Here is a 14,017-nt window from a genome sequence, read left to right as displayed (position 1 = left end):
AGGCTGGCTGAGCCAGCCTATTTTCGTAAGGTAAAAATTAGAAGTACTGCTTAATAGCTTTATTGGCTTCTTTCTCAGCCTCTTCTAGTGCTTGTTTAGGTGTTAGTTGACCGTTTATCATCTTTTCCACAGCATTCTCTATGGCACTTCGTATTTCTGGAAATGCTCCGACAACTGCACCCATCGTGGCATAAGACGGTATTGTATCAAGGAGTTGTTTAATAGCAATATAGTGGAGCGGGTTTTCTTTGTAATATCCTTCCTTTTCCAGTTTTTCTTTGGCATCAAGCCTTACTGGGAAGTAACCAGTTCCCTTGTGCCAAGTTATTTGTGGTTCTACATCAACAAGGTACTTAATCAACTTCCATGCTGCTTCTACCTCAGCTTGATTTTTCTGTTTTATGAGCCACAAACTTCCTCCACCTATAATTACACCAGCTCTTTGCACACCATCTGGGATGGGAATATATGCCGCTCCAATTTCAAATCCTTGTTTTTGTGATTCACTAAGAAGTAGAGCGACATCAGAGGTTGATGTGATAATCATACCAACTGTTTGTGAGATAAAGAGTTGTCTGGCAGCCGTCCAATCTCCTTTCTTTGTGTTTATCATCAAACCTTCTTTTGTTAACGTGTTCCAAAATTCCATTATTCTCAAGCCGGCTTCGTTATTGAACAAAACCTTAGTGGGATTTCCAGTTCTTCCGTTGTTGTTATCGACAAGAAGCTTGTTTTGTTCAGCCATCCATTGCTCAAAGAACCAAGCGTACAATGGCCACGTAATGCCTGTTCTAATTATGTTACCCTTGTCATCCTTTTTCACAAGTTTTCTAGAATATGTAATTACCTCACTGAAGGTTTTCGGAGGTTTGTTTGGGTCAAGTCCGGCTTGTTTAAACATTGTTTTGTTGTAGAACAAAAGTGGTGTTGAACTATTCCAAGGCATTGAATAAAGCTTCCCACCGATGCTGTAATAATTTAAGACCTGTGGTAGGAGTTTCTTTTTGTCAAAAGATGGATCTTTTTTTATCATATCCTCCACTGGAACTATAACTCCACTGTCTATCATTTTTTTGGTACTGATCTCGTTTAGTTGGACAACGTGTGGAGGGGTACCTGCCTGTAACGCAGCAACTGTCTTAGCAAGGATTTCTTCGTAGCTTCCAACATACTGGACTTCTACCTTGATGTCTGGGTTGGCTTTCATGAAATCATTGACCATTCCTTGAATAAGTTCAATCCTCCATCCGCCCATTGCATGCCAAAACTGAATCTTTACTTCCGAAAAACCAAATCCCACTACCATAAGAGCCAATAAAACCACCAAGAACCGTTTCATACAGCCACCTCCCTTTTACCTGATAAGGAAATCAAATCAAAAATCTACACTAAATGCTTGAGAAACGAACCTCTTATACTTACGCTAACAGAAAACCGTTAAGCACATGTTAAGAAAATTTAGGGCTGAAGTTCAAGATGCACTTGCTTAAGATCATTTGTCAAAAGATATTATACTCTTGTTAAATTTAATATCGATAATGTAAAAAATGCGAGCTTTCCAAAGTTAAACAACGCAATGGAAAGCTCGCAATCTGAGATTGTAGCTATCGAAAGATTTCAGCATATTTCTATAAAGATAGAAGTTTTGAAAGTTTAATTTTCGCTTTCCAGAGATTCTGCAGTTTCGTATTCGAATATTATTTCATCACCACTATTCAAAATATCTGTAAATCCAGCTTTCTCTCCGTTTTTGAGTAGGGTATACCTTACGACTTTTCTTGGATCAAAATCAAATAATCTTAGAACATCTGCAACAATGAAGTTTTGCTCTTCAGGTATTTGTGTTTTTATCTTGTCTCCATCTTTAATCTCGTAGTCTGGAGTCACGAGTTGGTCGTTGACCCACACTAAAACACCGTCTTTCGTTAGGACCGTCGGTTGACCATTGACTTTTATGACGATACTCACCTTTTCCATTTCTGGAAGGTCACGAACTTTTGGATAGTTCAAAACAAGTGCATATTTTAATTCTTCTCCTGGTTCGACTGTGTTCTCATCTCTTAGCTCTAAGTCGTCTTTGAAAATTTTTACTTCTCCAGCGTAAGCTTCTTTGTAAACTCCATTTACTGAGTACTCTATCCTTATCAAATCCTGACTCAAAAATTCCCTTATCTCTCGTACGGTAACTCTTTCATACGTTATTGTATCACCATCGTGTAGTTCGGTATTTTGAAATACCTCTTTTCCGTTCAGCTTTACTTTTGGGTAGTATTCTATAACCTTATCCGTTTCAATCGAACGCAGGTATATGGGTTTTATTAAGTCATACAACATTGGTTTAGCGTCTTCTCCATCAATAGCTTCACCAACCTCTATGATATCTCCGTGCTTAACAGTATCACGCAGCGTAGCTTCAACACCGTTGATTTTAACGCTCGCTGGGACTGGCATTTTACCTTTTATAACTACCGGGTTGCCATTTATCTCTATAACAACTGACCTTCCAGGTTTTCCAAGCAACGAGTGGATGTCTTTACCCATCTGCGCTAATACTTCCCAGACAGTGTATGTTCCTCTAAATCCGATAAGCTGAACCCTTTCGCCATTTACAGTCACATATTCAAATACACTGCCCGTTTTTGTCAGAGCTGTGTACCCAATACCAAGTGGTGTTATAAACTCACTTCCAACGATTTGACCGGTCTTATCAACGAAATCCAAATTCTTTGCCATCTTTAGTGAAACAAATTCTTCATCCATATCAAGGTGTTTAGCCAAATGACTTGCAAAGATTGGTACTTTAGCACCTCCACCGACAATCATAACCACCTGAGGTTTTCCACCGTTGAGTTCTACTATCTCGTCTGCAATCTGCTTTGTCATATAATCTACGATGGGTTCTATAGCTTTTATTACGTCTTCTCTTCTTATTTCTTTCTCTTTGTCGAGGATATTTTTAACTCGTAGTATTTCACTTGTTTCGAGGTTGCGTTTTACATATTCTGCTGTTGAGAAGTCGAGTAGGAAATTCTTAGTTATGGCCTCTGTAATTTCGTCACCTGCCAGAGGAACCATACCATACGCGATAATTGTCCCCTCTTTTGATATAGCAATATCACTAGTTCCTGCACCTACATCAACCAATGCAATGTTAAGTATTCTCAAATCTTCAGGAACGGTTATGTTCACAGCAGCAATAGGCTCAAGCGTCAAATGGGTTATTGTAAGATTAACTTTTCTTAATACCGATAGCATAGCTTCAACTACGTGACTTGGCAAAAACGTAGCAACGACTTTGACACTTGCTTTTCCACCTTTTAATCCCTCTATTTTTTTGAACCACATTCCATCCAATTCGTATCTCACAACAGAGTATCCAACACAGTACATGTTTGGCTCAACGTTATCCATGGTATTTGCTACTGCTTCGAGTTCTAATTTTGTTACGATATCTGAAGTTATTTCTCCAGTCTCACTCACGTCTGCGGATGCTTCGCCAAAATATGTTTTAAGAAATCTACCTGCAAGTGCAACCGCCACTTTTTCGAGTTTAACGTTATTTCTGCTTTCTAATTCACTTTTTACAATACTTACAGCCCTTGCAACCTTCTCAACATCGTGGATTTGACCATCAAGCATTGCTCTATGCTCGTGCTCTCTAACTATCACGTCGTGAACAATCATTTTACCACTTTCATCCATATCGACAAGTAAACCTGCGATTTTCCTGGTACCAATGTCTAACGCAAATATCAAGGATTCCACCTCCGGTTACTGTGTAGGCATCTTAAATTATATCTCTATGACTGTCACACCAACTCCACCTTCATCTGGTCTACCAAAACGGTAATTCTTGATACGTTTGTCATGACGCAGATAGCTCCATATACCTGTTGCAAGTTTACCTGTTCCTTTTCCGTGTATTATATACCCAGTTGTGAAATCGGACATTAGAAGCTGGTCTATAAATTCATCGATTTTCTCAACTGCTTCCTCTACTGTCATACCACGAACGTCTATTTCGTTTTTCGTTAGTGGCGACGAGTAAACTTTTGTTGGTATTCTTTTTTCGTTTGTTATTTCTGTTTTTGATTGAGAACTTCCTGAAGTTACAACGGTCTGTGTTGCAACTCTTTTTAGTTTTTCTGGTTTTACTTCCAACTTTATTCCATTGAAATCTACGATAACCTTAGAACCTTTTACGTCGACAACCTTACCAACCGCAGTACCGTCGATGAGCTTAACGTAATCACCGACCCCGATGGTTTTTTCTTCTTCTGATAGTGCAGTTTCGTAAAACACTTTTTCCAATTTTTCTTGAACTTCCTCAATGTGCTTGACTTCACCTTCGATTTCTTTGAGTCTCTTCTTAATAAGCTGTTCACTCTCTGTATTCTTACTTTGCAAGGTAATTTGCAGGTCTCTCTTTGCCTTTTGGATGTCTTTATAAACCTCTCTGAGTTCTCTATCGAATTCCTCCATTTTTTTAATCTTCAAGAGTTTGTATTTTTCTTCAAATTCGCGTTTTTGTCTTTGATATTCACGCAAAGTATTTTCTAGTTCGCGTTTCCTTTCTTCAAGTTCACTAATATGCTTATTCAAACTTTTTATCAACTCATCTATTCTAACGTGTTCCTCATCTAAATGTTCCTTTGCCCTTTGCAAAATGGATTCATCCAAACCATATTTTTGTGCAATTTCAAATGCATGAGATGCACCTGGGATGTTCATTAGGATTCTGTATTTAGGCGATAATGTCTCTGGGTCAAATTCCATAGAGGCTGTGATTAACTTATCGTGGCTCATTGAGTAAAGTTTAACAGGTGTTAGGTGCGTTGTAACGATGAATTTTATACGCCTTGCGATAAGTTCTTCAATTATACCAAGTGCAATGGCACTTCCCTCGTATGGGTCTGTACCGGAACCAAGCTCGTCGATGAGAACGATTGAGTTTTCGTCAGCCAATTTCAGAGCTCTTACGATGTTTACAATGTGGCCAGAGAAAGTGCTCAGGTTTTCTAAAATGTTTTGACTATCTCCGATATCAACGTAGACATCGTAGTCCGGAATCCTGGAACTTTCACCTGCCAACACAGGAAAACCACTTCGTGCTAAGATTATTGATAAGGCTATTGTCTTAAGGGAGACAGTTTTTCCGCCCGTATTTGGTCCAGTTATCACTATTCCAAGCTTATCTGTTGGTAGTTCAATGTCGATAGGCACAACTTTATCCTCAGGTATCAACGGATGCTTCGCTTTTGAAAGTTTCAAGTAATTTCCACCTGGAATAATTATTTGGGCACCTTTCTCAATAACGTATCGAGTTTTTGCGAATAAGCCATCCAGTCTTTTTAAAACCTCGATATCCCCCAAAAGTGATTGTAATCTGTCAAAGACTTTTGATGTCAGTTCTCTGAGAATTCTTGCCACTTCTTTAGCTTCTTCCTCAGTTAATATCCTCAACTTATCGTTCAGTGGTATAAGTTCTTCCGGCTCAAAATACAAAGTAGAACCCGAAGAAGAACTCCCGTGAACAATACCTTTCAATCTTCCACGCTCGTTGGCTTTTATCGGAAGGACGTACCTATCGTTTTTTATTGTATAAGTAGCCTCTTGGAGTAAGTTTTGATGCTGGGAGATGAAGCGTTCAACGCGTTTACGTATTTCTCGCAGTGTTTCAGCATACTCATTTCTGATGTTCTTTAAAAGTAAAGAGGCACTATCCTTAATCTTTCCGTTTTCGTCGATAACCTGTTTGATTCTCTCTATAATTTCGTCGTAATTGCCAATTTTTAGCACAAGATTTGTAACAGAGTTTTGCAAAGTCAGTAATCTTTGGGTTTTAAAGATTTCTTTTAACGATTTGACACCTATGAGAAATCTGAGTAGTAGGATGAATTCCTCGCCATCTACCAATAACCCGTCTGCGACCTTTTGTAAAATATGTCTCACATCAATAAAAGCATCGGATGATGGATAACCATTTGCGCGTACGAAGTCGCAAAGTTCAGCAACATATGACAATTCTTGTTGAGCATCAACGTTATATGGATGCAAAGAATCCAAGTACTCTTTTCCTAACGAAGAGTAGCACAGGTTTTTGTACTTTTCCAATACCAAATGGTACTCTATTTTTTTCTTTAGAAATTCTAAGTACTCAAGCTTCTCTTCTTCATTTGTATCTTTATCGTCTGTATCATTATGTAAATTCTTCCGAAGTTCCTCCATTCCTTTTCCTCCTACTACTCTATTTTTCCATTTCTAGTCAATTTCTAATCAATAATGTAGACACTTCCGTAAATTCGTTTTGCATCCATGTAGAAATCCGGGTTATGCTTTTTGCTCAACACAAAAAGTACCCTCCTACTAACCTTTGGAAGGTCAACGTATCCATCTGTGAAAATTATTATACCTTCGCTTCTGAACTGATTCTCAGCCATATCTACAGCAGGTTGGAGGTCTGTTTCTCCCCCACCGTAAATTTCGAAATCTTTCCAACCTCCAGGCTTGTAATCACCAACAAATGTGACAGATTTGTCAACTTGAATTACCTTTAACGAAACCTCTTGTCTTGCAATTGCATCCAATTCACTCATGAAGGAATTTATCTCCTCTTCAAGAATACTGCCACTAGTGTCTATGATGACGCATAACTTTGGAACGTAAATGTATCTCCAGCCAGGTTGGTCATCGTATCGTCTATTAGGTCTCAGTGGTGTTGGGTATTTGTCTCCTCTTTGAGAAAGTCCTACAAATCTTCTAATAGCAACTTCCCAATTAATCAAGGGTTTTCGGATGGAAAGTTCAATATTTTGTTTCATTCCAGATGGTAACTCACCGCCAAATAGATTGAAGGCTTTTCCTACCTTTTGCTCCATGAGCTCGACAACCATTTCAATGGGTAAGTCACTTGTAAATTCATGGTTGTCTGGTAGTTTCTCTGCAATTGCTTCGATGTCGAAATTCCCACGTTTCATAAATTCTTCTATTATGTAATTGTGATATTCTTCCGCTGTTTTATTTAGCATATTCATGGGAGGACCTGCGAAAATTATGTCGTTATCTGTCCCGTGACCTTCTTCTATAAGAACGTTCAGAGGTACACTAAGCGCATCGAGTTGAGGTATGAATTGATTTATCGCAACATCTTTTGCAAGGTCCCAAACTGCCTTATCACGTCTATCTTTAGGTTTTATCAAATAATGTCTGTTGATAAAGTGCATGAGCTCATGCAAAATTAATCCTTCAACCATCAATTCACTCTTTGAGGCGATACTTACAGGATTGTAAATGAACAACAAATCTCCATTCCGAGTAACGGTTATCGCTAAGTTCTTTACGTTACCTTCCTTGTATTTTGAACCCATCAGAATATAGCCATAGAATGCATTTTGCTTTATCAAATTTCCAATAATACTATTGAGTTTTTTCTCTACATTTGTCAAAGTCCAAAACCCCCAAGTTGAAAAATTTTTAAAGTGTTTCTATGTTTGTTAGCTTTCAAAATCGGACTTTAACCCTTGCTTCTATGTACGGTGAATTCTCACCTGTAATAAACGATGACCTATAGGACAACCAGCGCAGGGAAGCAAAATAACCCAGTGAAATAGAAAAAGTAGGCTGAATGTACGATACTTTAACATTCAGTGATGAGCGAAAGATGTTGTCAGTGTAAACAGTTGGAATGTTTACATTGAAAGCCGGGTCATAGAAAAGATAAAGAGCCGAATAGTATGCTAACACACTGAAATTTATATTTCCAAAATTTATCGACGCTGAGAGACCCACGTTGAACCTTCCTGTTTCAGTTGGTTCATTTGTCTCTACAATCTTCGTAGTAAGTTCGAAAGGTAGTGAGACAATTATGTTATCTACCTGAAAGTCAGAGCTCAACTTCAAGAAGTATGTAGATTTGCCGAAATCGTAACCACCGAACGTAGAAAGAAAAATCGTCCGGTTCTCATCCAAGGGCAATCTAAATCCAACTTCACTGTATGGGAAACCTAACAAATAACTGATGGAATCTGAGGACCCCGTTATGCCCATTCCATCTTTTGTATTGAAATAAAACTCCGCGCCAAAGGATAGTGCATTTAATATGAGTAAACACACAACCAAAATCCTCAATTTTAAGACAACCTTAGACAACACGGTAGCTCCCCCTTTGTCTCTTATTGTTGTTCGAAACAGATACTGTTCAAAGACGATTATACCACAGACTCTGGTTGTAAAACACACGCATAAACTGAACTGAATATTGATGTTTTGTTCCTTCAAAGAAAAATCCCCAGGATTTTCTTTATGTATATCCTGGGGATTAATACTTACGTTATTTGCGTTTTTATTTTAAAATGAAACTCAGCAACGAAGGTATGATAAGATACAACGAGAAAACTTTCAGATGTGCCGAAATGGTTAGTTGTCTCACTACAATCAAGGCAATCAAGCCTGCGACAAATGCTCCACCAAATCCAGAAAATACACCCGTCGAGAAGACAACATCTTTAAGTTCAAAGATTCCAGCTGCGAGTGTTACTGGTAAGCTCATAAGGAAAGAAAATCTAAAAGCGTCGGTTCGATTCATGCCTACCAAAAGCGCTCCAATGAGGGTAAAACCACTGCGCGATATACCAGGCAATATTGCAAACGCTTGAAAGATACCAATAATCAATGCATCAGTATAAGAAATATCGTTTAGTGACTTTTTTCCAGAAAAGGAGTCAGACAACCAGAGTGCTACCGCTGTAACCAAAAAGAATATACCAATTAACATTTGAGAAGAGAATATCTCTTCAATCTTCTTTTCAAAAAACACCCCCGCAATTCCTGCAGGTATAGATGCGACTATGATTTTAAGTGCCAGAGTCCACGTTGAGTTATCAAACTTTATTAAACCTATGATAATACTCCACACATCTTCCCAAAGGAATATTAAAACTACTAAGAACGTTGCTAAGTGGAGGAAGGCGAACAGCGGAAGATTTTGCGGTAATCCGAAAAGTTTTGAAAACAAGCTTAAATGTCCAGAACTTGATACAGGTAAGAATTCTGTTAGTCCTTGCACAACTCCAAGTAAGAATTCTTTCATTAATTCCTCTCCCTTCTGGTTTTACTTGTATAGGTCAAAAAGTATTCCGTTGATTTCTCCAACCTTTTCGGCGAGCTTTAGTGTGTTTTTCTCGGCCTCCATGAGTAAGTTGGTAAGTTGCTCCAATCTTTCATCGACTTGTTCGGCAATTATATGTAACCTTGGTTGTGACAATGCATAATCGTATTTTCCAGCTAATTTATAGAGGTTCTTTTCAACATACTTCAAGACGTTTCTAATCTTTTCTTTGTATCTTTTGAGGTTTTCAGCGGTTGGGGACCTTACAAAATCATTCCCCGCTTCAACAACATCACTTATCATTTCTTCTATGGTTTTTCTAATAGCTTCGCTTTCTGCTTCCTCAAAAACACCAAGAAAAGAGCTCTTTTGACTCGAGCTCACGTGTTCTTTTTTACCTGCTTTTTTCCCCTTTATAGCAGAGCTCTTTAACTTTGGGTCATTTGACGGAGGTTCTATTCTCATTTTTCTACCGCCTTGCGATTAGTATACGATTCCACTATTTTTCAACAGCTTTTGCCACATTTTCAGCGAGTTCCCTAAACGCCTTTTCAACTTCGCTTCCTCTGTAATAAAGTGTTATCGGTTTGCCTTCGTCGAGTAATTCAAGCGCCTTCGGGTCCATAGGGATTCTTCCGAGTACAGGGGCACCGTATTCTGCCGCCAATAAATCTGCTCCACCTCTTCCAAATGGGTAAACTACTTCGTCTTTGCATCTCATATAAGACATATTCTCAACAATGCCCAAAACTTTTTGGTTCATCGCTCTTACAAATTCTATCGCTCTTCGAACATCGTCAAGTGCTACCTTTTGTGGAGTTGTTACCATTAGTACACCATCTGTTTGACCTATTGTTTGGAAGAGGCTAAGTGCTTCGTCACCGGTTCCCGGTGGTAAATCAAATATCATGAAATCCAGTTCTCCCCATTTTGTATCACCAAGAAACTGTTTGATTGCAGAGTGTTTGAGAGGTCCCCTCCAGATGATGGGTTTACCTTCTTCAACCATCATAGAAATCGAAAGTGCTTTCAGGTTGGGCAAAACTTCTGCGGGAATTATTTTTTCGTCTTCGTCAACTGCTGGTAGTGGATTACCACCAAGCATACGAACGATATCAGGTCCATGGATATCAACATCAAGAAGTCCTATCTTGTAACCACTTTCGGCAAGAGCAGTTGCTAAGTTCACAGCAACCGTTGTCTTCCCAACTCCACCTTTTCCGCTCAACACCGCAATGAAGTGTTTTACATGTTCCTTTAAATCAGCAATCTTCTGGTCCGGATTCAAACTGAAATTCGTGCTCATCTTTTTCCTCCTCCTTCTATGCACAGCTTCTATTCTGATTTTGTTTTCTCAATTAACTCTTGGTAATTTTCTACCAAGTACTTTGCCGCATCTTCGGGTGGCACTGGGTTGATATAAAATCCTGAACCCCACTCAAAACCTGCGACACGTGTCAAACGAGGAATGATTTCAACATGCCAATGATAGTAAAGTTTACCGTCATCCATGACCGGTGCAGTATGAATTAAGAAGTTGTACGGTGGATTGTTCAATACAATATAAATCCTGTGCAAAACATCTTTCATAATCCTTGCAAATGACTTAACTTCCTCCTCGGTAATCGAACCAAAATCATGCGAGTGTCTTTTGGGAAGTACCCAAGTTTCAAATGGAAACCTTGCTGCGTAAGGTTCAAAAGCAATAAAATGTTCGTTTTCTTCTACTATTCGCCTTCCTTCTATTCTTTCCTGATTTATCATATCACAAAACACGCAACGTTCTTTGTAAGAATAGTAATCCTTCGCCCCATCTAATTCCTCCTGAACGGTCTTTGGCACAACAGGAGTAGCTATAATTTGGCTGTGAGGATGGGCAAGCGAAGCTCCACCTTCTTTACCGTGGTTTCTAAAAATAAGTATATACTTGACTCGTTCATCTTTTGCAATCATTCTAAACCTTGTAACGTACGCCCAAATGACTTCCTCGGCTTGTTTATAATCGAACAGTGCGAAGGTTGAGTTATGGTCAGGAGTTTCGATAATAACCTCGTGGTAACCAAATCCAGTCATTGCATCGTACATCCCATGCCCGTATCTATCAACCGGTAATTCGGGGTCCACAGCCGGGAATTTGTTGGAAACAACCCTAACCCACCATCCAGGAGTGTTGGGTTGTGTATCAGCTGGACGGAACGCAAGGATTTCAGGTGGCGTGGTATGTTCGTTTCCGTAGTCAAAAGGACAAAAACCTGTTTTAACCTCTTCTGGTGTTACCTGAAAGTCGTGCGGCCTTTTTGCTCGTTCTGTAGAAATGATAACCCATCTTTTTACAACCGGGTCTTTCCTGTATTCAGGCATAGAGATTCCTCCCTGAGTTTGTTTTGATTTTTTATTTACTGAATTTTTGATTTCGCACGCTGATAAAGCTTTACATATTCTTTTGCTGAATTGTCCCAGCTCAAATCTGTTGTCATTGCGTTCTTAATCAAGGCAGTCCAGTGTTCTTTTTCATTGTAGTAATACAGCGCCTTGGCTACAGCTTTAAGCAGATATGCAGAGTCATAGTTTTCGAATCCAAAACCATTTCCTTCTTTTGTTTCAGGGTTGTATTCTTTTACTGTATCTGCCAAGCCTCCGGTGTATCTTACGATAGGTATCGTTCCGTATCTGAGACTATACATCTGCCCAAGCCCACAAGGTTCATATCTTGATGGCATAAGAAACATATCTGCACTGGCGTAGATTTTTTGAGCAAGTACCACGTCGAATTTTAGATTTATAGAATATTTCTCTGGGTATCTTTCCCCTAGCTTTTTGAACATGTTCTCGTATTTTTCCTCTCCGGTACCAAGAAGGACGAACTGTATGTCAAATAGCGAAACATAATCCATTATCTCTGCCATGATGTCGAGCCCTTTTTGGTCTACAAGTCTGTTTATCATCCCAATCATAGGAACGTCTCTTTCTGGTAAACCGAGCTCGCGTTGTAGTAATTTTTTGTTCTCCTTTTTCTTTTCTATAGTATCGAGGTTATAGTTGACATATATCCTTTTATCGGTCTCTGGATTGTATTCTTCATAGTCGATACCATTTAGAATACCGTAAAGGTCCGCAGACCTCACACGCAATACGCCATCGAGCTTCTCACCGTATTCTTTCGTTTGAATTTCGCGAGCATAGGTTGGACTTACTGTGTTTATAACATCTGCAAAAAGAATACCGCCTTTCAGAAAGTTGATATTACCATAGAACTCTATGCCATCAATACTGAAGAGATAATCAGGTAATCCGGCGAATTTCATGTAAGATGGTTCGAAAATCCCCTGGTAACCTAAATTGTGGATTGTTAGCACGGAGGCTATTTTTGATAGTTTTTCATCGTTTTTATATATAGATTTAAGGTATACAGGAATCAGCGAGGTCTGCCAGTCGTTAACATGGATTATATCGTAGTGAAAGTCTAGTTTTTTAATTGCTTCGAGTACAGCAGCTGAGAAAAATATCGCTTGCTCTGCCAAGTCAGGACCTTGATAAACTTCATCTGCGCTAAAGTAATATCCGTTTGCAATCAAAAATACATTCACATTTTTACTACCGGGTAGACGTGTTCTGTAAATATCGAACTTTTCTTCAGTGAGTAAGTGTGGAATGGAAATACCTTCTGAAACTTTTTCAATGGTGTAACCAAATTTCGAAGAGTTTTCATCAACCTTTTTATGGTATGGCATGAAAATATCCACAGCCATTCCTTGCTTTTCTAAATACTTTGGAAGTGCACCAACAACATCCGCTAATCCACCAACTTTGGCAAACGGATAAACTTCGTAAGAAACCATCGCAATTCGCATATTTTCACCTCCTGAAGTAGTCATCACTTTTCACGTACTCATCGTGCGTAAAAACTATATAATCACACTTTCTGCCGATTGTATTAACGAACCGGGCGCAATCATCTTTTCTCAGCCATCTTATTATATCATAAAACTCTACGCGATTCATAACTATGTCCCCCGTGTACAGAATTTTGCCCATATTTTCTGTATCAATTACAAACGAACAGTGTTCTTTTGCATGCCACGGGGTGTGAAATACTACAACTTTTCCATTGAATAGTTTCATCCCAGCATCAATTTCCACTACATTCTTCCAAGAGTTTATGATTTCAAGGTAGAGTTTACTCTTGAATAACCCGAATTTGTTGTACGGTTTTGATTTGTAAGCACCGTTGATATAGATAGTAGCGTTTGGGAAAAATCTTGTCGCATAGGCATGGTCTAAGTGTAAATGAGTCAGTAGAATATCTGTCACATCCTCCAAATTGATGTTATGATTTTCAAAATATTCTTCCAAAAATCCGAAAGAAGTGTAATCGCCAGGGTCGATAAGTATTTTACGGTCATTTTGTGTCAGAAGAACTGGAGTAGAGTATGCAACTTCCACATTCTTTGGGATTCTTATGCTTCCACCGTTGTTTATGATTGTTGCTACCATGTAGAGCCACCTCCATACTTATTTACCCTTTCAACTCTTCTTTTACACTCAACTATTTTAGCATCTAAACGATTCATTAACAATACTCTACAAAATGTCTGTTGAAAACTCTACGTTTCATGTGGTATAATACTTACACCTAGTAATTAGATGGAGGTGGAAATATGAAGTACAGATGTACCGTTTGTGGTTACATTTATGACCCAGAAGTTGGAGACCCAGATTCCGGAATTGAACCAGGCACACCTTTCGAAAATCTTCCCGATGACTGGACATGCCCGGTTTGTGGAGTAAGTAAAGATATGTTTGAACCTCTTGAAGACTAAGAACGTTGAGAAAATAAGGACGCACTAACACGTGGTTTTAACTTGCTAGATTTCATTTGTATTTTTCAAAAGTTCAAAATTCGGGGGGCAT

Annotated in this window: 12 protein-coding genes; 1 reads left to right on the top strand and 11 read right to left on the bottom strand. The window is 38.9% G+C overall.

Annotated features, from left to right (window positions below):
* Positions 1-37: 37 nt before the first annotated feature.
* From JM64_RS04300 to JM64_RS04250, 11 genes are all read right to left on the bottom strand, one after another.
* Positions 38-1,339 (bottom strand): ABC transporter substrate-binding protein, encoded by a 1,302-nt coding sequence (locus tag JM64_RS04300; RefSeq protein ID WP_064011631.1) that lies wholly within the window; start codon positions 1,337-1,339, stop codon positions 38-40.
* A 314-nt stretch (positions 1,340-1,653) separates the two neighbouring features.
* A complete protein-coding gene (locus tag JM64_RS04295; protein ID WP_064011630.1) occupies positions 1,654-3,756 on the bottom strand; it encodes a cell division protein FtsA in 2,103 nt (700 codons plus the stop codon).
* A gap of 36 nt (positions 3,757-3,792) precedes the next feature.
* On the bottom strand, positions 3,793-6,228 hold the full coding sequence (locus tag JM64_RS04290; protein WP_082868290.1) for an endonuclease MutS2: 2,436 nt from the start codon (positions 6,226-6,228) through the stop codon (positions 3,793-3,795).
* Positions 6,229-6,272: 44 nt separating this feature from the next.
* Positions 6,273-7,445 carry a vWA domain-containing protein gene (locus JM64_RS04285; protein ID WP_064011629.1) on the bottom strand — a complete coding sequence of 391 codons (1,173 nt, stop codon included), beginning with the start codon at positions 7,443-7,445 and terminating at the stop codon, positions 6,273-6,275.
* 55 nt (positions 7,446-7,500) lie between these two features.
* Positions 7,501-8,277 carry a hypothetical protein gene (locus JM64_RS04280; RefSeq protein WP_156487896.1) on the bottom strand — a complete coding sequence of 259 codons (777 nt, stop codon included), beginning with the start codon at positions 8,275-8,277 and terminating at the stop codon, positions 7,501-7,503.
* Positions 8,278-8,341: 64 nt separating this feature from the next.
* Positions 8,342-9,088 carry an undecaprenyl-diphosphate phosphatase gene (locus tag JM64_RS04275; RefSeq protein WP_064011627.1) on the bottom strand — a complete coding sequence of 249 codons (747 nt, stop codon included), beginning with the start codon at positions 9,086-9,088 and terminating at the stop codon, positions 8,342-8,344.
* Between the two features lie 21 nt (positions 9,089-9,109).
* Complete coding sequence (locus JM64_RS04270) at positions 9,110-9,571, bottom strand: YaaR family protein (RefSeq protein ID WP_064011626.1); 462 nt, start codon at positions 9,569-9,571, stop codon at positions 9,110-9,112.
* Positions 9,572-9,605: 34 nt separating this feature from the next.
* Complete coding sequence (locus JM64_RS04265) at positions 9,606-10,412, bottom strand: Mrp/NBP35 family ATP-binding protein (protein ID WP_064011625.1); 807 nt, start codon at positions 10,410-10,412, stop codon at positions 9,606-9,608.
* A gap of 29 nt (positions 10,413-10,441) precedes the next feature.
* Positions 10,442-11,467 carry a galactose-1-phosphate uridylyltransferase gene (galT, locus tag JM64_RS04260; protein ID WP_064011624.1) on the bottom strand — a complete coding sequence of 342 codons (1,026 nt, stop codon included), beginning with the start codon at positions 11,465-11,467 and terminating at the stop codon, positions 10,442-10,444.
* Between the two features lie 35 nt (positions 11,468-11,502).
* Complete coding sequence (locus JM64_RS04255; protein ID WP_064011623.1) at positions 11,503-12,957, bottom strand: glycogen synthase; 1,455 nt, start codon at positions 12,955-12,957, stop codon at positions 11,503-11,505.
* A gap of 4 nt (positions 12,958-12,961) precedes the next feature.
* Positions 12,962-13,600 carry an MBL fold metallo-hydrolase gene (locus JM64_RS04250; RefSeq protein WP_064011622.1) on the bottom strand — a complete coding sequence of 213 codons (639 nt, stop codon included), beginning with the start codon at positions 13,598-13,600 and terminating at the stop codon, positions 12,962-12,964.
* Positions 13,601-13,764: 164 nt separating this feature from the next.
* Here JM64_RS04250 and rd point away from each other — a divergent pair, with 164 nt between their 5' ends.
* Entirely contained in the window at positions 13,765-13,926 is a 162-nt protein-coding gene (gene rd / locus JM64_RS04245) for a rubredoxin (protein ID WP_014451070.1), read from the top strand.
* Positions 13,927-14,017 lie beyond the last annotated feature (91 nt).

The sequence above is a fragment of the Fervidobacterium pennivorans genome (genome assembly GCF_001644665.1).
In the GTDB taxonomy this organism is placed as follows: domain Bacteria; phylum Thermotogota; class Thermotogae; order Thermotogales; family Fervidobacteriaceae; genus Fervidobacterium; species Fervidobacterium ngatamarikiense.
Note: the sequence above shows the minus strand (reverse complement) of the source record. Positions and strands in the feature narration are given on the sequence as shown.